Here is a 20302-nt window from a genome sequence, read left to right on the forward strand (position 1 = left end):
ATGGCTAAACTGACCAAGCGCATGTCCGTGATCCGTGACAAAGTTGATGCGACCAAACAGTACGACATCAACGAAGCTATCGCTCTGCTGAAAGAACTGGCAACTGCTAAGTTCGTTGAAAGCGTTGACGTTGCCGTTAACCTGGGCATCGACGCGCGTAAATCTGATCAGAACGTTCGTGGCGCAACTGTACTGCCACACGGTACTGGCCGTTCCGTACGTGTAGCTGTATTTGCTCAGGGTGCAAACGCTGAAGCTGCTAAAGCTGCCGGCGCTGAACTGGTAGGTATGGAAGATCTGGCTGATCAGATCAAGAAAGGCGAAATGAACTTTGACGTTGTTATTGCTTCTCCAGATGCAATGCGCGTTGTTGGCCAGCTGGGCCAGGTTCTGGGTCCACGCGGCCTGATGCCAAACCCGAAAGTGGGTACTGTAACGCCTAACGTTGCTGAAGCGGTTAAGAACGCTAAAGCAGGTCAGGTTCGTTATCGTAACGACAAAAACGGCATCATCCACACCACCATCGGTAAAGTGGACTTTGACGCTGACAAACTGAAAGAAAACCTGGAAGCTCTGCTGGTTGCGCTGAAAAAAGCAAAACCAACTCAGGCGAAAGGCGTGTACATCAAGAAAGTTAGCATCTCCACCACCATGGGTGCAGGTGTTGCAGTTGACCAGGCTGGCCTGAGCGCTGCTGCAAACTAATGCCTTTACGTGGGCGGTGATTTTGTCTACAATCTTACCCCCACGTTTGCTAACAAAAGTTAGCGGCTAAAAGATTTGTTCGTTGGAGCCTGGCCTAATCCAGGCCTCCGTCGAAGACCGCAGGTGTTTCGCAAGAGACTTAATCCCCTGCGTAGACGGTGACAGAACGCTAAGATTATTTTTGGATACTCTGGCTTGTTTCTGCTCACCGTATTAAGACGCTCTTTCCGTTGGGAAGAGTGAAGTGAGTTCCGGAACATGAGTTCCGGCAAACATCCAGGAGCAAAGCTAATGGCTTTAAATCTTCAAGACAAACAAGCGATTGTTGCTGAAGTCAGCGAAGTAGCCAAAGGCGCGCTGTCTGCAGTAGTTGCGGATTCCCGTGGCGTTACTGTAGACAAAATGACTGAACTGCGTAAAGCAGGTCGTGAAGCTGGCGTATACATGCGTGTTGTTCGTAACACCCTGCTGCGCCGCGTAGTTGAAGGTACTCAGTTCGAGTGCCTGAAAGACACGTTTGTTGGTCCGACCCTGATTGCATACTCTATGGAACACCCGGGCGCTGCTGCTCGTCTGTTCAAAGAGTTCGCGAAAGCGAATGCAAAATTTGAGGTCAAAGCTGCAGCCTTTGAAGGTGAGTTGATCCCGGCATCGCAAATCGATCGCCTGGCAACCCTGCCGACCTACGAAGAAGCAATTGCACGCCTGATGGCAACCATGAAAGAAGCTGCGGCTGGCAAACTGGTTCGCACTCTGGCTGCTGTACGCGATGCGAAAGAAGCTGCTTAATCGCAGTTATCTTTATAAAGCATTTGCTTACGTATAAACTTATTCTGATTTTCAGGAACAATTTAAATGTCTATCACTAAAGATCAAATCATTGAAGCAGTAGCAGCTATGTCCGTAATGGACGTTGTAGAGCTGGTTTCTGCAATGGAAGAAAAATTCGGTGTTTCTGCTGCTGCTGCTGTAGCTGTAGCTGCGGGCCCGGCTGAAGCTGCTGAAGAAAAAACTGAATTCGACGTAATTCTGAAAGCTGCTGGCGCGAACAAAGTTGCTGTTATCAAAGCAGTACGTGGCGCAACTGGCCTGGGTCTGAAAGAAGCTAAAGACCTGGTAGAATCTGCTCCAGCTGCGCTGAAAGAAGGCGTGAGCAAAGACGACGCAGAAGCACTGAAAAAATCTCTGGAAGAAGCTGGCGCTGAAGTTGAAGTTAAATAAGCCAACTTTTCTGGTTGCAGCCTAAGTCATTAGGCTGATGGCTGGTGACTTTTTAGTCACCAGCCTTTTTGCGCTGTAAGGCATCAGTAGCATTTCACACTGTTTGACTGCTGATTGTCCTGACAATGCATGTTTCTATCGACGACTTAATATATTGCGACAGGGTGCTCGCTCTGTGTAAATCGCGACGAAATGATTTAAGCGTGATAGCAACAGGTATTGCGGAAAGTATTCAATTTTCCGGTCCACAAAATGGTGTTGCACAAACTGTCCCTTCGTCGGACAGATGGGTCGACTTGTCAGCGAGCTGAGGAACCCTATGGTTTACTCCTATACCGAGAAAAAACGTATTCGTAAGGATTTTGGTAAACGTCCACAAGTTCTGGACATTCCATATCTCCTTTCTATCCAGCTTGACTCGTTCCAGAAGTTTATCGAGCAAGATCCTGAAGGGCAGTACGGTCTGGAAGCAGCCTTCCGCTCCGTGTTCCCGATTCAGAGCTACAGCGGTAACTCCGAGCTGCAGTACGTCAGCTACCGCCTTGGCGAACCGGTGTTTGACGTTCAGGAATGTCAGATCCGTGGCGTGACCTATTCCGCACCGCTGCGCGTAAAACTGCGTCTGGTGATCTACGAGCGCGAAGCGCCGGAAGGCACCGTAAAAGACATTAAAGAACAAGAAGTCTACATGGGTGAAATTCCACTCATGACTGACAACGGTACTTTCGTTATCAACGGTACTGAGCGTGTTATCGTTTCCCAGCTGCATCGTAGCCCGGGCGTCTTCTTCGACAGCGATAAAGGTAAAACACACTCTTCCGGTAAAGTACTGTATAACGCACGCATCATTCCTTACCGTGGTTCCTGGCTGGACTTCGAGTTCGATCCAAAAGACAACCTGTTTGTCCGTATCGACCGTCGTCGTAAACTGCCTGCAACCATCATTCTGCGTGCACTGAACTATACCACTGAGCAGATCCTGGACCTGTTCTTTGAGAAAGTGATCTTTGAAATCCGCGACAACAAGCTGCAGATGGAGCTGGTGCCGGAACGTCTGCGTGGTGAGACCGCGTCGTTCGACATCGAAGCCGACGGCAAAGTGTATGTGGAAAAAGGTCGCCGTATCACCGCGCGCCACATCCGCCAGCTGGAAAAAGATGATATCAAACACATCGAAGTTCCGGTTGAATACATTGCAGGAAAAGTAGCCGCGAAAGATTACGTTGATGAATCAACTGGCGAGCTGATTTGCCCGGCGAACATGGAGCTGAGCCTGGATCTGCTGGCTAAGCTGAGTCAGGCTGGCCACAAACGTATCGAAACGCTGTTCACCAACGATCTGGACCACGGTCCGTACATCTCTGAGACTGTACGCGTCGACCCAACGACCGATCGTCTGAGTGCGCTGGTTGAAATCTACCGCATGATGCGTCCTGGTGAGCCACCAACTCGCGAAGCGGCGGAAAGCCTGTTCGAGAATCTGTTCTTCTCCGAAGACCGCTACGATCTGTCTGCGGTTGGTCGTATGAAGTTCAACCGTTCTCTGCTGCGCGACGAAATTGAAGGTTCCGGTATCCTGAGCAAAGACGACATCATCGAAGTGATGAAGAAGCTCATCGATATCCGTAACGGTAAAGGCGAAGTGGACGATATCGACCACCTCGGCAACCGTCGTATCCGTTCCGTCGGTGAAATGGCGGAAAACCAGTTCCGCGTTGGCCTGGTGCGTGTAGAGCGTGCGGTGAAAGAGCGTCTGTCTCTGGGCGATCTGGATACCCTGATGCCTCAGGATATGATCAACGCCAAGCCGATTTCTGCAGCAGTGAAAGAGTTCTTTGGTTCCAGCCAGCTGTCTCAGTTCATGGACCAGAACAACCCGCTGTCTGAGATTACGCACAAACGTCGTATCTCTGCACTCGGCCCAGGCGGTCTGACCCGTGAACGTGCAGGCTTTGAAGTTCGAGACGTACACCCGACGCACTACGGTCGCGTATGTCCAATCGAAACGCCTGAAGGTCCAAACATCGGTCTGATCAACTCCCTGTCCGTGTACGCACAGACGAACGAATACGGTTTCCTTGAGACGCCGTACCGTAAAGTGACTGACGGTGTTGTAACCGACGAAATTCACTACCTGTCTGCTATCGAAGAAGGCAACTACGTTATCGCTCAGGCGAACTCCAACCTGGATGACGAAGGCCACTTTGTAGAAGATCTGGTGACCTGCCGTAGCAAAGGCGAATCCAGCTTGTTCAGCCGCGACCAGGTTGACTACATGGACGTATCCACCCAGCAGGTGGTATCCGTCGGTGCGTCCCTGATCCCGTTCCTGGAACACGATGACGCCAACCGTGCATTGATGGGTGCGAACATGCAACGTCAGGCCGTTCCAACTCTGCGCGCTGATAAGCCGCTGGTTGGTACCGGTATGGAACGTGCTGTTGCCGTTGACTCCGGTGTTACTGCAGTTGCTAAGCGTGGCGGTACCGTTCAGTACGTCGACGCATCCCGTATCGTTATCAAAGTTAACGAAGACGAGATGTATCCGGGCGAAGCAGGTATCGACATTTATAACCTGACCAAATACACCCGTTCTAACCAGAACACCTGTATCAACCAGATGCCTTGCGTATCTCTGGGTGAGCCAGTTGAGCGCGGCGACGTGCTGGCAGACGGTCCGTCCACCGACCTCGGTGAACTGGCGCTCGGTCAGAACATGCGCGTAGCGTTCATGCCGTGGAACGGTTACAACTTCGAAGACTCCATCCTCGTCTCCGAGCGTGTGGTTCAGGAAGATCGTTTCACCACCATCCACATTCAGGAACTGGCATGTGTGTCCCGTGACACCAAGCTGGGGCCAGAAGAGATCACCGCTGACATCCCTAACGTGGGTGAAGCTGCGCTCTCCAAACTGGATGAATCCGGTATCGTTTACATCGGTGCGGAAGTGACCGGCGGCGACATTCTGGTAGGTAAGGTTACGCCTAAAGGTGAAACCCAGCTGACGCCAGAAGAGAAACTGCTGCGTGCCATCTTCGGTGAGAAAGCGTCTGACGTTAAAGACTCTTCTCTGCGCGTACCAAACGGTGTTTCCGGTACGGTTATCGACGTTCAGGTCTTCACTCGTGACGGCGTTGAGAAAGATAAGCGTGCGCTGGAAATCGAAGAGATGCAGCTCAAACAGGCTAAGAAAGACCTGTCTGAAGAACTGCAGATCCTCGAAGCGGGTCTGTTCAGCCGTATCTATGCGGTGCTGGTTGCCGGTGGCGTTGAAGCTGAGAAGCTCGACAAACTGCCACGCGATCGCTGGCTGGAACTGGGCCTGACCGACGAAGAGAAACAAAATCAGCTGGAACAGCTGGCTGAGCAGTATGACGAACTGAAACACGAGTTCGAGAAAAAACTCGAAGCGAAACGCCGCAAAATCACTCAGGGCGACGATCTGGCACCAGGCGTGCTGAAGATTGTTAAGGTGTATCTGGCTGTTAAACGTCAGATCCAGCCTGGTGATAAGATGGCAGGTCGTCACGGTAACAAGGGTGTTATCTCTAAGATCAACCCGATCGAAGATATGCCGCACGATGCTAACGGTACGCCGGTAGATATCGTACTGAACCCACTGGGCGTACCGTCTCGTATGAACATTGGTCAGATCCTGGAAACTCACCTGGGTATGGCTGCGAAAGGCATCGGCGACAAGATTAACGCCATGCTGAAACAGCAGCAGGAAGTCGCGAAACTGCGCGAATTCATCCAGCGTGCCTACGATCTGGGTACCGACGTGCGTCAGAAAGTCGACCTGAACACCTTCAGCGATGAAGAAGTGCTGCGTCTGGCAGAGAACCTGCGCAAAGGTATGCCAATTGCAACGCCGGTATTCGACGGTGCAAAAGAAGCTGAAATTAAAGAGCTGCTGCAACTGGGTGGTCTGCCAACGTCTGGTCAGATTACGCTGTTTGACGGCCGTACCGGTGAACAGTTCGAACGTCCGGTAACCGTAGGTTACATGTACATGCTGAAACTGAACCACCTGGTCGACGACAAGATGCACGCTCGTTCTACCGGTTCTTACAGCCTGGTTACTCAGCAGCCGCTGGGTGGTAAGGCACAGTTCGGTGGTCAGCGCTTCGGGGAGATGGAAGTGTGGGCGCTGGAAGCATACGGCGCGGCATACACCCTGCAGGAAATGCTCACCGTTAAGTCTGATGACGTGAACGGTCGTACCAAGATGTATAAAAACATCGTGGACGGCAACCATCAGATGGAACCGGGCATGCCAGAATCCTTCAACGTACTGTTGAAAGAGATTCGTTCGCTGGGTATCAACATCGAACTGGAAGACGAGTAATTCTCGCTCAAACAGGTCACTGGTGCCGGGTTAATCCCCGGCACCGGATTGTGCTAACTCCGACGGGAGCAAATCCGTGAAAGATTTATTAAAGTTTCTGAAAGCGCAGACTAAAACCGAAGAGTTTGATGCGATCAAAATTGCTCTGGCTTCGCCAGACATGATCCGTTCATGGTCTTTCGGTGAAGTTAAAAAGCCGGAAACCATCAACTACCGTACGTTCAAACCTGAGCGTGACGGCCTTTTCTGTGCGCGTATTTTCGGGCCAGTAAAAGACTACGAGTGCCTGTGCGGTAAGTACAAGCGCCTGAAACACCGTGGTGTGATCTGTGAGAAGTGCGGCGTTGAAGTGACCCAGACCAAAGTACGCCGTGAGCGTATGGGCCACATCGAGCTGGCGTCTCCGACTGCTCACATCTGGTTCCTGAAATCACTGCCGTCCCGTATCGGTCTGCTGCTGGATATGCCGCTGCGTGATATCGAACGTGTTCTGTACTTCGAATCTTATGTGGTTATTGAAGGCGGGATGACGAACCTGGAACGTCATCAGATCCTGACTGAAGAGCAGTATCTGGACGCGCTGGAAGAGTTCGGTGACGAATTCGACGCGAAGATGGGTGCGGAAGCTATTCAGGCCCTGCTGAAGAGCATGGATCTGGAGCAAGAGTGCGAGCAGCTGCGTGAAGAGCTGAACGAAACCAACTCCGAAACCAAGCGTAAAAAGCTGACCAAGCGTATCAAACTGCTGGAAGCGTTCGTTCAGTCTGGTAACAAGCCAGAGTGGATGATCCTGACCGTTCTGCCGGTTCTGCCACCAGATCTGCGTCCACTGGTTCCGCTGGATGGTGGTCGTTTCGCAACGTCCGATCTGAACGATCTGTATCGTCGCGTGATCAACCGTAACAACCGTCTGAAACGTCTGCTGGATCTGGCTGCGCCGGACATCATCGTACGCAACGAAAAACGTATGCTGCAGGAAGCGGTAGATGCCCTGCTGGATAACGGTCGTCGTGGTCGTGCGATCACCGGTTCTAACAAACGTCCTCTGAAATCTTTGGCCGACATGATCAAAGGTAAACAGGGTCGTTTCCGTCAGAACCTGCTCGGTAAGCGTGTTGACTACTCCGGTCGTTCTGTAATCACCGTAGGTCCATACCTGCGTCTGCATCAGTGCGGTCTGCCGAAGAAAATGGCACTGGAGCTGTTCAAACCATTCATCTACGGCAAGCTGGAACTGCGTGGCCTGGCCACCACCATCAAAGCCGCGAAGAAAATGGTTGAGCGTGAAGAAGCTGTCGTTTGGGATATCCTGGACGAAGTGATCCGCGAACACCCGGTACTGCTGAACCGTGCACCAACCCTGCACCGTCTGGGTATCCAGGCATTTGAGCCGGTCCTGATCGAAGGTAAAGCTATCCAGCTGCACCCGCTGGTTTGTGCGGCATATAACGCCGACTTCGATGGTGACCAGATGGCTGTTCACGTACCGCTGACGCTGGAAGCCCAGCTCGAAGCGCGTGCGCTGATGATGTCTACCAACAACATCCTGTCTCCAGCGAACGGTGAGCCAATCATTGTTCCTTCTCAGGACGTTGTACTGGGTCTGTACTACATGACCCGTGACTGTGTTAACGCCAAAGGCGAAGGCATGGTGCTGACTGGCCCGAAAGAAGCTGAGCGTATTTATCGCGCTGGCCTGGCCTCTCTGCATGCGCGCGTTAAAGTGCGTATCACCGAATACGAAAAAGATGCAAACGGCGAATTCGTTGCGAAAACCAGCCTGAAAGACACGACCGTTGGCCGTGCCATTCTGTGGATGATCGTACCGAAAGGTCTGCCTTTCTCCATCGTCAACCAGGCGCTGGGCAAGAAAGCGATCTCCAAAATGCTGAACACCTGTTACCGCATTCTGGGTCTGAAGCCGACCGTTATCTTCGCTGACCAGACAATGTACACCGGCTTTGCGTATGCAGCGCGTTCAGGTGCATCTGTTGGTATCGATGACATGGTCATCCCAGAGAAGAAACACGAGATCATCTCTGAAGCGGAAGCTGAAGTTGCTGAGATCCAGGAGCAGTTCCAGTCTGGTCTGGTTACCGCGGGCGAACGCTATAACAAAGTTATCGATATCTGGGCCGCGGCGAACGATCGTGTATCCAAAGCGATGATGGATAACCTGCAGACCGAAACCGTGATTAACCGTGACGGCGTAGAAGAGCAGCAGGTTTCCTTCAACAGCATCTACATGATGGCCGACTCCGGTGCGCGTGGTTCTGCAGCACAGATTCGTCAGCTGGCAGGTATGCGTGGTCTGATGGCGAAGCCAGATGGCTCCATCATCGAAACGCCAATCACCGCGAACTTCCGTGAAGGTCTGAACGTACTCCAGTACTTCATCTCCACGCACGGTGCGCGTAAAGGTCTGGCGGATACCGCACTGAAAACAGCGAACTCCGGTTATCTGACGCGTCGTCTGGTTGACGTTGCGCAGGACCTGGTTGTGACCGAAGACGATTGTGGCACCCTCGAAGGTATCACCATGACCCCGGTTATCGAGGGTGGTGATGTTAAAGAGCCACTGCGCGATCGCGTTCTGGGTCGTGTAACCGCGGAAGACATTCTGAAGCCGGGTACGGCAGACATTCTGGTTCCACGCAACACGCTGCTGCACGAGCACTGGTGTGACCTGCTGGAAGCGAACTCTGTTGACTCCGTGAAAGTCCGTTCCGTTGTATCCTGTGACACCGACTTTGGTGTATGTGCGCACTGCTACGGTCGTGACCTGGCGCGTGGCCACATCATCAACAAAGGTGAAGCCATCGGCGTTATCGCGGCACAGTCCATCGGTGAGCCGGGTACACAGCTGACGATGCGTACGTTCCACATCGGTGGTGCGGCATCTCGTGCGGCTGCTGAATCCAGCATCCAGGTGAAAAACAAAGGTAGCATCAAGCTCAGCAACGCGAAGTCGGTTGTGAACTCCAGCGGTAAACTGGTCATCACTTCCCGTAACACCGAGCTGAAGCTGATCGACGAATTCGGTCGTACCAAAGAGAGCTATAAAGTGCCTTACGGTGCGGTTATGGCGAAAGGTGATGGCGAGCAGGTTGCCGGCGGTGAAACCGTTGCAAACTGGGATCCACACACCATGCCGGTTATCACCGAAGTAAGTGGTTTCATCCGCTTCACTGACATGATTGACGGCCAGACCATTACTCGTCAGACCGACGAGCTGACCGGTCTGTCTTCTCTGGTGGTTCTGGATTCTGCTGAACGTACTACCGGTGGTAAAGATCTGCGTCCTGCACTGAAAATCGTTGATGCTCAGGGTAACGACGTTCTGATCCCTGGTACCGATATGCCTGCGCAGTACTTCCTGCCGGGTAAAGCGATTGTACAGCTGGAAGATGGCGTACAGATCAGCTCTGGTGACACCCTGGCGCGTATTCCTCAGGAATCCGGCGGTACCAAGGACATCACCGGTGGTCTGCCACGCGTTGCGGACCTGTTCGAAGCGCGTCGTCCGAAAGAGCCTGCAATCCTGGCTGAAATCAGCGGTATCATCTCCTTCGGTAAAGAGACCAAAGGTAAACGCCGTCTGGTTATCACACCAGTAGATGGCAGCGAACCGTACGAAGAGATGATTCCTAAGTGGCGTCAGCTCAACGTGTTCGAAGGTGAACGTGTAGAACGTGGTGACGTGGTTTCCGATGGTCCAGAAGCACCGCACGACATTCTGCGTCTTCGTGGCGTACACGCGGTAACGCGTTACATCACCAACGAAGTACAGGACGTTTACCGTCTGCAGGGCGTTAAGATTAACGATAAGCACATTGAAGTTATCGTTCGTCAGATGCTGCGTAAAGCAACCATCGAAAACGCGGGCAGCTCCGAGTTCCTGGAAGGCGAGCAGGTTGAATACTCACGCGTCAAGATCGCTAACCGCGAACTGGAAGCGAACGGCAAAATCGGTGCGACCTTCTCGCGCGATCTGCTGGGTATCACCAAAGCGTCTCTGGCAACCGAGTCCTTCATCTCTGCAGCATCGTTCCAGGAAACGACTCGTGTCCTGACCGAAGCCGCTGTTGCAGGTAAACGTGATGAACTGCGCGGTCTGAAAGAGAACGTTATCGTGGGTCGTCTGATCCCGGCTGGTACCGGTTATGCGTACCATCAGGATCGTATGCGTCGTCGTGCTGCGGGCGAACTGCCAGCTGCACCGCAGGTGACTGCTGAAGATGCATCCGCGAGCCTGGCAGAACTGCTGAACGCAGGTCTGGGTGGTTCCGACAACGAGTAATCGTTGAGCCGCTAATAAAAAACCCGCCTCGGCGGGTTTTTTTACATCTGCATGTTTTCAATTCACTAACGGGATCCGGCGATAAAGCTCAATCATATCGCCTGCCAGGTCCTGAATGACCATGGCGTTCATCAGGTGATCCTGAGAGTGGACGGTGATCAGGTTAACCGGAAGTTTCCCGGTCCCCTCATCAAGACCAATAAGCTGCGTCTGTATGGTGTGCGCATGCTTCACATATTCACGCGACTCTTCCATCGCTTTTTCAGCTTCGTCAAACTCACCTTTACGCGCCATCTGCAACGCCGTCAGGGCCGCACTGCGCGCTGCACCTGCGTTAACAAGCAGTTCCATAATCGTGGTTTCTAAGTCTTCCATTATGACTCCAGAAGTTTGAGCGCTTTATCCAGTACGGCATCACCTTTCATCATGCCGTAATCCATCATGTCGATCACCGCGACCTTTTTACCTAACGGGTCGGCCTGCGCCTGTAATTTAGCCTGCTCGTATTTAACCTGTGGCCCCAGTAATACGATGTCGGCCGTCGCGATGTTGTCTTTAAACTCCGCAACCGGAACGGCTTTAATGGTGACTTCAACCCCTTTTTTCTGCGCGGCGTCTTTCATACGTTGAACCAGCATGCTGGTTGACATTCCCGCTGCACAGCATAAAACGATGTTCTTCATAATCAGCCTCGATCTACATGTGTTTATTGATAATTATCCCGTGCAGACCGCTTCAACAACCGCTTTACCGCGATTGTGTGTCAGGCATCACAAAGAAACAGGCGATTTTCTGAAACCGGTTACAATTTTACACTGGCGGGTACCCGGCCCGTCGAAACGGGCAGGGTGAAGGAGAGAGGATTAGCTGATGGATGTGCGAACGATGCGGTTTTTTCCCTGCTGTTTGGCGCTGTAGAGGGCGTTATCAACGCTTCCGACGAATTGTTCCAGCGGTTCAAAATGCCACTCCCCAAGACCACCGCTGAACGTAACGCGCAGGTTTTCTTCCCGCCAGACGCGATTTTCAACGGCGGTACGCCACGCTTCCAGCAAGGAGAGCGCGGAAGACATCTGTTCAGCCTGGAAGATGACCGCGAACTCTTCTCCACCATAACGGTAAACCGAAACATGATGTGGCTGCATAATCTGGATCCCTTCCCGAGCCACGTTGCGCAGAACGATATCACCGGTCAGGTGACCCAGCGTGTCGTTAATTGACTTGAAGTTATCGATATCCACCAGCGCCATCGCGAAAGGCTGCTGGGTATTCAGCAGCTCTGCGACATCGCTGTCGAACGCGCGGCGGTTTTTACAGCCCGTCAGCGCATCGTGGGTGGCCTGGCGCACATACGCCATTTCGCGCTCTTTATTGGACTGAATCGTGTGGCTCAGCATCGCTTCCAGGCGCGGCGCCTCGCTGACATCGCCGGTTTTGATGGCATTGATAATGTGCATCAGCACGCTACGCGAGGCGTGGCGGAGGTATAAGCCGAAGAGAATGATGATGATGGCCGCCAGCGCAAACCCCCAGCCAACGATTGTCGTTTCGTGGCGGGTAATATCAGTAAGCGTCGCGCCGGATACCCGGTAGATGACAAACCAGTCCGGGTTGGTAAACGAATAGTAGTAATACCAGGCGTTGCTTTTCTTGTCGTAAAGATGACCTTCGCCGCTGGTCATTTTATCCATCAGCGCTTCGCTCACATACTGCTTGAAGAGCGCGCCGGTATCCGGATGCAGCACCACGGCACCATCGCGTTCGACGACGAAGAATTCCCCCTGAACGGGCGCCACCATCTGGCGCAAGGTGAAGCCCATGGAGGTCAAATCGAGATGGAAAGCGAGCGTTCCCTTCAGTCTCCCTTCAGGCGAAATCAAAGGCTTATAAAGGGTCACCGTCGGATGACCGGTGAAGTAGTCCATGTAAGGACGGGTATAGTGGCTGAAGATGCTGGCTTCCGCCTGAGCGACAAACCACGGTCGCGTCCGGGGATCGAAGGTTTTACTCGTCTCCGTGGGGAGCACTTCCGGTGCGCGGAGATAATGCCCTTGCGTGTCCGCCAGCGAGATGGAGGAGACGGTCGGCATCAGGTTCTGCAGATGCATCATCATCTGCAGCCCCTGCGTCGGGTTGACGTTGAGCGTCTCGTTTAGCCTGTCGTCGCGCGCAAAGTACATCGCGGAACGGCCCAGGATATAGTCGTTTTCACGCAGGATAGATTCGGTGTAGTTCACCGCCAGGTTGTGCGTGAAGTTGCTATTGATCTTATGATAATCCTCAAGAAAATCCTTCCGTTGCGAAAGCGTCACCGCGATCGCGATCACCGCAAAACTGCAGAGGATCCCCGCGAAGCTGAGCATAATGGGCCGGGTAAAAGAGAGCTTTTTGCTGTGAAGTGCCATGAGCTGTACATCGTTCCTGATGGTGAATACTTTTCGTCTGCCGATATCCTCTCAGCATAGTCGCTGTCCTGCGGTTAGCGGTGAATTATACGGCACACGATTTCTGACGGGATGATTTATCTTAAGAACCATTAAGAAAATACTTATTAAACTGGCTGGGACCGTTTGTGCAATGCACCAGAGGCAGGGCGAAACGAGGAAGAAGCTTTTCGCCCTGGTCAGCTTCCGTTGCTGACCGTGTGACATTAAAAAACCGGACGATCGCTGACAATCCTCCGGTTTTGCCTTTTCGTTGCGCCTCGATAATTTTTTAACGTGTTGCAGTGCGTTTCAACGTCACTGCGAGGCTCTTCCCAGCCAGCTGTCCCAGTCTTTCCAGACAGGCTGAAGACCCTGCGCCGTCAGGGCGGCAGCGACCGCTTCCGGACGTCGGCCATCATGCGGTACAAACTGTTCCAGCTCCGGACGATCGTCGGCGTAGCCGCCAGGCTGCGTTTTGGAAAATGCGCTGACGTTGTTAATCGCAAGCGGGATAACGCGATCGCGAAACGCCGGGGACTCGCGCGTTGAGAGCGATAATTCCACTTCCGGGGCAAGCAGGCGAAACGCGCAGATGGTCTGCACCAGCATGCGTTCATCCATCAGAGAAGCCGGTTCAATTCCTCCCGCGCAGGGACGCAGGCGCGGGAAGGAGATGGAATAACGGCTCTGCCAGTAGCGTTGTTGAAGCCACAGCAGATGTTCCGCCACCATGTAACAATCCACCCGCCAGCTGTCGGAGAGCCCGATCAGCGCACCCAGACCGATTTTGTCGATGCCGGCGCGACCCAGCCTGTCCGGCGTTTCCAGGCGGAAAAAGAAATCCTGTTTCTTGCCTTTCAGGTGGTGCCGGGCGTACGTCGCCTCGTGGTAGGTTTCCTGATAGACCATAACGCCGTCCAGCCCGAGCGTTTTGAGCTCCGCGTACTCCTCCTGCGACAGAGGCTGCACTTCCATCTGCAACGACGCAAACTGACGACGAATGGCAGGAAGATGCCGACGGAAATAGTCCATTCCCACCTTCCCCTGATGCTCGCCCGTGACCAGCAGAAGATGTTCAAAGCCCATTTCACGGATGGCTGCACACTCACGGGCAATCTCACCTTCATCAAGGGTTTTTCGCCTGATGCGGTTGCTCATGGAAAAGCCGCAGTAGGTGCAGTCATTGGCGCACAGGTTGGAAAGATAGAGCGGCACGTAGAAGCTTACCGTGTTGCCAAAACGCTGGCGGGTGAGCCGCTGCGCTCGCTGAGCCATCGGTTCGAGGTACGCGCTGGCCGCCGGGGAGAGCAGGGCCATCAGATCCTCGCGGGTCAGCTGACGGGCATGCAGCGCGCGCTCCACGTCAGCCGCCGTTTTGCTGTTGATGCGCAGGGCAATGTCGTCCCAGTTAAGCTGTCGCCAGCGCTCGGTAAACGTGCTCATGAGATCGCCTCCAGAAAACCGGTCAGCGGGCTGGTGGCCTGCGCCTGGAAACTGCGCGAGCCGGGGCCGGATCCCCTTGCCAGCAGGCCAGCCTCCACGGCCAGGCGGAACGCCCGCGCCATCATGACCGGATCGTCGGCAACCGCGATAGCCGTATTGACCAGCACCGCGTCAGCCCCCATTTCCAGCGCCTGCGCGGCATGGCTGGGCACGCCAATGCCCGCATCAACCACCACCGGCACGGTAGCCTGCTCAATAATGATTTCCAGCATCGCGCGGGTCTCCAGCCCCTGGTTGGAGCCAATGGGGGCCCCCAGCGGCATGACGGCGGCGCAGCCGACCTCTTCCAGACGTTTGCACAGCACCGGGTCGGCCCCGCAGTAAGGCAGGACGGTAAACCCTTGCTGAACCAGCTTTTCAGCCGCTTTCAGCGTTTCAATCGGGTCGGGCAGCAGCCAGCGGGCATCCGGATGGATTTCCAGCTTCAGCCAGCCGGTGCCGAGCGCTTCACGCGCCAGCTGTGCGGCAAAAATCGCCTCTTCGGCGGTTTTCGCTCCGGAGGTGTTGGGCAGCAGCGTCACGCCTGCTTCCAGCAACGGAGCCAGAATGGCATCGCTGTGATGGCGCAGATCCACGCGCTTGAGCGCCAGCGTTACCAGCTGGCTGCCGCTTTCACGAATGGCATCCACCATCAGCTGCGGCGAGGCGAATTTTCCGGTTCCGGTAAACAGATGCGAATCAAAAACCTTATCGGCAATACGTAACATCTCAGCCCCCTGCGATAACCTGAAACAGCAGGATCTGGTCGCCTTCATTGACCTGCTGATGTTCCCACTGCTCGCGCGGCAGGATCTGTTGATTTAGCGCCAGCGCCGTTCCCGGCTTGAGCTGACGCAGCTTGTCGAGCAGTGCGGCAACGGTAAGCCCGTCGTCGCATCTCATCGGCTCATCGTTAAACAGAATGCGCATCGCGGCCTCCGCATACCGGGCAGCGGCTGGCGCGGCGTAACGCCAGCTGGCGCCAGCCGCTGGAGCGGGCATCAAACAGCCGCAGCGTATTGCGTTCCGTCTCCATGCCGCTGAGCAGCTTGATAGCCTCCAGCGCCTGCATGGTGCCCATCACGCCGACCACCGGACCCAGAATACCCGCCGTACGGCAGTTGCGCGTCGGCTCGGCATCGTCCGGCCACAGGCAGCGATAGCAGCCCTGCGTCCACGGTGGCGTCAGAACCATCATTTGCCCGCCGAACCCCACCGCGCTGGCGGTGATAAGCGGCGTATGATTTGCCACGCAGGCGGCGTTGATCGCCTGGCGCGTCGCCATGTTGTCGGTACAGTCCAGCACCACGTCGGCAAGGGCGACTTCACGGTGCAGGCTTTCACCGCTAAGACGCTCCTGTAAGGCAATCAGCTCGATATCCGGGTTAAGCTGGTTCAGCCGCTGCCGGGTTATTTTCGCTTTCGGCTGGTTGATATCGTCGGTAGTAAAGAGGATTTGCCGCTGCAGATTGCTGAGGTGGACCTCATCGTCGTCGGCCAGCACCAGCGTGCCGATGCCCGCACCTGCCAGATAGAGCGCGGCGGGTGCGCCTAACCCCCCCAGGCCAACAATCAGTACCCGGCTGGCGAGCAGTTTTTGCTGGCCGTCGATGGCGATATCCTCCAGCAGGATCTGACGGCTGTAGCGCATAAAGTCGCGATCATTCATCACCGGCTCCTGCCAGCTGTAAAAGCTGTTCGGTAGCGGACCGCCAGTCTGCGGCCTGGGTGATGGCGCTGACGACGGCGATGCTGCCGACGCCGGTCTCCAGCACCGCCGGGGCACGTTCAAGGCTGATTCCGCCGATGGCGACGGTGGGGTAATCGGCAAGGCGTTTAACGTGACTCGCCAGCTGCGTCAGACCCTGCGGTGCGGAGGGCATCTGCTTGGTTTGCGTCGGGAAGACGTGACCGAGCGCGATATAAGAGGGACGGGCCGCCAGGGCCACGTCGATCTCCATGTCATCGTGCGTTGACACGCCAAGACGCAGCCCGGCTTCACGGATTGCGCTCAGATCCGTTGTTTCCAGGTCCTCCTGACCCAGATGCACGCCGTACGCCCGGTGCTTAACGGCCAGCCGCCAGTAGTCGTTGATAAACAGGCGGGCGTTATACCGACGCCCCAGCGCAATGGCGGCAACCACATCGGCTTCCACCTCGTCATCGCGCTTATCCTTAATGCGCAGCTGGAGGGTGCGAACGCCTGCCTCCAGCAGTCGCGCTATCCACGCCACGCTGTCCACCACCGGATAGAGCCCTAAACGGTAGGGGACGGGTGGGAAATCGGGCTGGTACATTACGCCTCCTCTTTTTTGAGGTAGATTTCGCCGCCTTTGGCGCGGAAGGTTTCAGACATGTCCGCCATACCCACTTCAATGGTTTGCGTGGCGGCGTAGTCGCGCACTTCCTGGCTGATTTTCATCGAGCAGAATTTTGGTCCGCACATGGAGCAGAAGTGCGCGACTTTGCCCGATTCCTGCGGCAGGGTTTCGTCGTGGTAGGCGCGGGCGGTGAACGGGTCCAGCGCCAGGTTGAACTGATCTTCCCACCGGAATTCAAAGCGCGCCTTCGACATGGCGTTATCGCGGATTTGCGCGCCTGGGTGGCCTTTGGCCAGATCCGCCGCGTGGGCGGCAATTTTGTAGGTAATCAGCCCCTGCTTCACGTCCTCTTTGTTTGGCAGGCCGAGGTGCTCTTTCGGCGTCACGTAGCAGAGCATGGCGCAGCCGAACCAGCCGATCATCGCCGCGCCAATGCCTGACGTGAAGTGGTCGTAACCCGGCGCAATATCGGTGGTCAACGGCCCCAGGGTGTAGAACGGCGCTTCGTGGCAGTGCTCCAGCTCCTCGGTCATGTTGCGGCGGATCATCTGCATCGGCACGTGTCCCGGGCCTTCAATCATCACCTGCACGTCATACTCCCAGGCGATTTTGGTCAGTTCGCCCAGCGTGTGCAGCTCGGCAAACTGCGCTTCGTCGTTGGCGTCACGGATGGAGCCCGGGCGCAGGCCGTCGCCCAGCGAGAGGGAGACGTCATAAGCGGCGCAGATTTCGCAGATCTCGCGGAAGTGTTCGTAGAGGAAGTTCTCCTGGTGATGGGAGAGGCACCACTTCGCCATGATGGAACCGCCGCGCGAGACGATACCGGTCAGACGCTTCGCGGTCATCGGCACGTAGCGCAGCAGCACGCCCGCGTGAATGGTGAAGTAGTCGACGCCCTGCTCGGCCTGCTCCAGCAGCGTGTCGCGGAACGCTTCCCAGGTCAGGTCTTCGGCAATGCCGTTGACCTTCTCCAGCGCCTGATAAATCGGGACGGTGCCAATCGGAACCGGGCTGTTACGCAGGATCCACTCGCGGGTTTCGTGAATATAGCGGCCGGTGGAGAGATCCATTACCGTGTCCGCACCCCAGCGCGTTGACCAGACCAGCTTTTCCACCTCTTCTTCGATGGAGGAGGTGACGGCCGAGTTACCGATGTTAGCGTTGACCTTCACCAGGAAGTTGCGGCCAATAATCATCGGCTCGGATTCCGGGTGGTTGATGTTGGCGGGGATAATCGCGCGCCCGGCGGCCACTTCGTCACGCACAAATTCCGGCGTGATATTCTCCGGCAGGCGCGCGCCAAAGCCCTCTCCCGGATGCTGGTAGCGCAGCACTTCGCTGCGAATACGCTCGCGGCCCATGTTCTCGCGGATGGCGATGAACTCCATCTCCGGCGTGACGATCCCCTGGCGGGCGTAGTGCAGCTGGGTCACGCATTTGCCCGCTTTGGCACGTTTTGGCGTCAGCAGGCCGGTAAAGCGCAGCGCGTCCAGACCGTCGTCTGCCAGGCGTTCTTTGGTGTACGCAGAACTACGTACGCTGAGTTCTTCGCAGTCGTTACGCGCCTCTATCCACGGCTGGCGCAGCTTTGCCAGACCCTGCTGAACGTTGATCGTAACAGAGGGATCGCCGTACGGGCCGGAGGTGTCATACACCGGTACGGCTTCGTTGTCTTCATACTGCGGATTCTCTTTGCTGCCGCCGATAAGCGTCGGGCTGAGCTGGATTTCGCGCATCGGGACGCGGATATCGGCCTGCGAGCCGGAAATGTAGATGCGTTTCGAGTTCGGGAAAGCGGTGCCTTCCAGGGTGTCGATGAAGTGTTGGGCCTGGGCGCGCTGTTCGCGGCGGGTCAGTTTTGCAGTAGACATAGCTCATTCCAAAAGTGAAGGACATGGCTTGTCAGACGACGGATGAAGCAAGAGAGGATCGCCCGGGGGGCGATACAACAGCAGTGTGACTCTTGTTCCCTTCGCAGGTATTAACCTGATCAGGTTCCGCGGATCCCGAATTAACGGTCTCAGCCCGGCTTTCGCTCTGGGCACTCCGACAAGAAAAATCCCCCTCGTGAGAGGGGCGAATGGTTGTAAATTACTCGTTAACGATTAAGAACTCAAGCCGGGCGCGCGACGTTATCTTCGGGACTGGCATCCAGGACGAGGCTAATCAGCCTATCTTCCAGCGTGAATCGCTCCTCCAGCGCTTCACCGAGGTCGGATAACGCCCGCTGAAACTCAAGGTAGTTATCGTGATCGATGGCATTCTCGAGCGTGGAATCATAGTAATCCATGATCTGCTGGGTGTTGGCCTCCAGCAGCGGATAGAGTTTGCTGGCCGCTAAATACGGCGTTGTCCCTTCCATTTCGCGGATAATGCGTTCATAAATATTGAAATGGCCGTCGGACAGATAGTCGACCAGGCCCTGACAAAAATCATCCAGCGCTTTTTCGTTCAGCCGCATAAACGATTCTTTGCCAGGCTTAATGCCGACCAGATTGTAATAAGCCACGAGTAGATGCTTGCGCACATGAAGCCAGCGATCCACCAGTTTGTTACTTCCTCTAACGCGCTCAGTCAGGCTTTCTAGCTGGTTTAACATGGTCGACTCCGCAAAGTGTAGGATTGAATCTGCTTATCCAGAATGTAACCACAATGCTAACAACATGTCAGTGAAGCGAAGGTAGTGCAATAGATATGGATCGTATTATTGAAAAATCAGATCTGGGTTGGTGGATCGTCAGCCACGAACAAAAATTATGGTTGCCCGGCAGTGAACTGCCCTACGGTGCAGCGGAAACGTTCGATCTCGTGGGCCAGCCAGCGCTAAAGATCGGCGAGTGGCAGGGTGAGCCCGTGTGGTTGATCCAGCAAGCGCGTCGTCAGGATATGGGATCCGTTCGCCAGGTGTTGGATCTGGACGTGGGCCTGTTCCAGCTGGCGGGGCGCGGCGTGCAGCTGGCGGAGTTTTACCGCTCGCATAAATACTGCGGCTATTGCGGTCATACCATGCGTCCGAGCAAAACCGAGTGGGCGATGCTCTGCAGCCACTGCCGCGAGCGCTACTATCCGCAGATTGCGCCGTGCATTATCGTCGCTATCCGCCGGGAGGATTCCATCCTGCTGGCGCAACATACCCGCCATCGCAACGGCGTTCACACCGTGCTGGCCGGCTTCGTCGAGGTGGGCGAAACGCTGGAGCAGGCGGTGGCGCGCGAGGTGATGGAGGAGAGCGGGATCAAAGTGAAGAACCTGCGCTACGTTACCTCCCAGCCGTGGCCGTTCCCGCAGTCGCTGATGACGGCCTTTATGGCCGAATACGACAGCGGCGAGATCGTTATCGATCAGAAAGAGCTGCTGGACGCGAACTGGTATCGCTACGACGATTTACCGCTGTTACCACCGCCGGGCACCGTGGCGCGCCGGCTGATAGAAGATACCGTAGCGATGTGTCGGGCCGAGTATGAGTAGTGTTACACTGAGGCCATGACGCTTAAGGAAC

The 20302-nt window shown here is 55.2% G+C and carries 16 protein-coding genes and 1 riboswitch; of the genes, 6 read left to right on the plus strand and 10 right to left on the minus strand.

Annotation, left to right across the window (positions count from 1 at the left end):
• The 5 genes from rplA to rpoC all read left to right on the plus strand — a co-directional run bounded on the left by rplA (position 1) and on the right by rpoC (position 10574).
• Entirely contained in the window at positions 1-705 is a 705-nt protein-coding gene (gene rplA, locus ABFV38_RS01010; RefSeq protein ID WP_006810530.1) for a 50S ribosomal protein L1, read from the plus strand.
• A gap of 291 nt (positions 706-996) precedes the next feature.
• Positions 997-1494 carry a 50S ribosomal protein L10 gene (gene rplJ, locus ABFV38_RS01015; protein WP_003862338.1) on the plus strand — a complete coding sequence of 166 codons (498 nt, stop codon included), beginning with the start codon at positions 997-999 and terminating at the stop codon, positions 1492-1494.
• Positions 1495-1560: 66 nt separating this feature from the next.
• A complete protein-coding gene (gene rplL, locus ABFV38_RS01020; RefSeq protein WP_002445276.1) occupies positions 1561-1926 on the plus strand; it encodes a 50S ribosomal protein L7/L12 in 366 nt (121 codons plus the stop codon).
• Between the two features lie 319 nt (positions 1927-2245).
• The gene (gene rpoB, locus ABFV38_RS01025; RefSeq protein ID WP_045909524.1) at positions 2246-6274 is read left to right on the plus strand and encodes a DNA-directed RNA polymerase subunit beta; all 4029 of its coding nucleotides are present in this window, start codon (positions 2246-2248) and stop codon (positions 6272-6274) included.
• Positions 6275-6350: 76 nt separating this feature from the next.
• On the plus strand, positions 6351-10574 hold the full coding sequence (rpoC, locus tag ABFV38_RS01030; RefSeq protein ID WP_045909523.1) for a DNA-directed RNA polymerase subunit beta': 4224 nt from the start codon (positions 6351-6353) through the stop codon (positions 10572-10574).
• A gap of 57 nt (positions 10575-10631) precedes the next feature.
• Here rpoC and ABFV38_RS01035 read toward each other — a convergent pair whose 3' ends face one another.
• From ABFV38_RS01035 to ABFV38_RS01080, 10 genes are all read right to left on the minus strand, one after another.
• Complete coding sequence (locus ABFV38_RS01035) at positions 10632-10949, minus strand: PTS lactose/cellobiose transporter subunit IIA (RefSeq protein WP_008503455.1); 318 nt, start codon at positions 10947-10949, stop codon at positions 10632-10634.
• Entirely contained in the window at positions 10949-11257 is a 309-nt protein-coding gene (locus ABFV38_RS01040) for a PTS sugar transporter subunit IIB (protein ID WP_008503456.1), read from the minus strand. The genes ABFV38_RS01035 and ABFV38_RS01040 overlap by 1 nt, the downstream gene beginning before the upstream one ends.
• Positions 11258-11437: 180 nt before the next feature.
• A complete protein-coding gene (locus tag ABFV38_RS01045) occupies positions 11438-12979 on the minus strand; it encodes a sensor domain-containing diguanylate cyclase (protein WP_045909522.1) in 1542 nt (513 codons plus the stop codon).
• A gap of 336 nt (positions 12980-13315) precedes the next feature.
• Positions 13316-14443: a 2-iminoacetate synthase ThiH gene (gene thiH, locus ABFV38_RS01050; protein WP_348958224.1), complete on the minus strand. Its 1128-nt coding sequence runs from the start codon at positions 14441-14443 to the stop codon at positions 13316-13318.
• Positions 14440-15210 (minus strand): thiazole synthase, encoded by a 771-nt coding sequence (thiG, locus tag ABFV38_RS01055; protein ID WP_063622995.1) that lies wholly within the window; start codon positions 15208-15210, stop codon positions 14440-14442. Before thiG ends, thiH begins: the two co-directional genes overlap by 4 nt.
• 1 nt (position 15211) lies before the next feature.
• Positions 15212-15412, minus strand: coding sequence for a sulfur carrier protein ThiS (gene thiS, locus ABFV38_RS01060; protein ID WP_032644502.1), 201 nt, complete (start codon positions 15410-15412; stop codon positions 15212-15214).
• Positions 15396-16151: a HesA/MoeB/ThiF family protein gene (locus tag ABFV38_RS01065; RefSeq protein WP_045909519.1), complete on the minus strand. Its 756-nt coding sequence runs from the start codon at positions 16149-16151 to the stop codon at positions 15396-15398. The genes thiS and ABFV38_RS01065 overlap by 17 nt, the downstream gene beginning before the upstream one ends.
• Positions 16144-16779, minus strand: a complete 636-nt coding sequence (gene thiE / locus ABFV38_RS01070; RefSeq protein ID WP_104949693.1) for a thiamine phosphate synthase — start codon at positions 16777-16779, stop codon at positions 16144-16146. The genes ABFV38_RS01065 and thiE overlap by 8 nt, the downstream gene beginning before the upstream one ends.
• Positions 16779-18674 carry a phosphomethylpyrimidine synthase ThiC gene (gene thiC / locus ABFV38_RS01075; RefSeq protein ID WP_045909517.1) on the minus strand — a complete coding sequence of 632 codons (1896 nt, stop codon included), beginning with the start codon at positions 18672-18674 and terminating at the stop codon, positions 16779-16781. Before thiC ends, thiE begins: the two co-directional genes overlap by 1 nt.
• A gap of 79 nt (positions 18675-18753) precedes the next feature.
• Positions 18754-18862: riboswitch (TPP riboswitch) on the minus strand.
• Positions 18863-18916: 54 nt separating this feature from the next.
• Positions 18917-19402 (minus strand): Rsd/AlgQ family anti-sigma factor, encoded by a 486-nt coding sequence (locus ABFV38_RS01080; protein ID WP_045909516.1) that lies wholly within the window; start codon positions 19400-19402, stop codon positions 18917-18919.
• Between the two features lie 95 nt (positions 19403-19497).
• Between ABFV38_RS01080 and nudC the strand changes: the two genes are divergently transcribed.
• Positions 19498-20271 (plus strand): NAD(+) diphosphatase, encoded by a 774-nt coding sequence (gene nudC / locus ABFV38_RS01085; RefSeq protein ID WP_348958226.1) that lies wholly within the window; start codon positions 19498-19500, stop codon positions 20269-20271.
• Positions 20272-20302 lie beyond the last annotated feature (31 nt).

Origin of the sequence: Enterobacter cloacae complex sp. Mu1197, assembly GCF_040059225.1 — a bacterium.
GTDB lineage: Bacteria > Pseudomonadota > Gammaproteobacteria > Enterobacterales > Enterobacteriaceae > Enterobacter > Enterobacter quasiroggenkampii.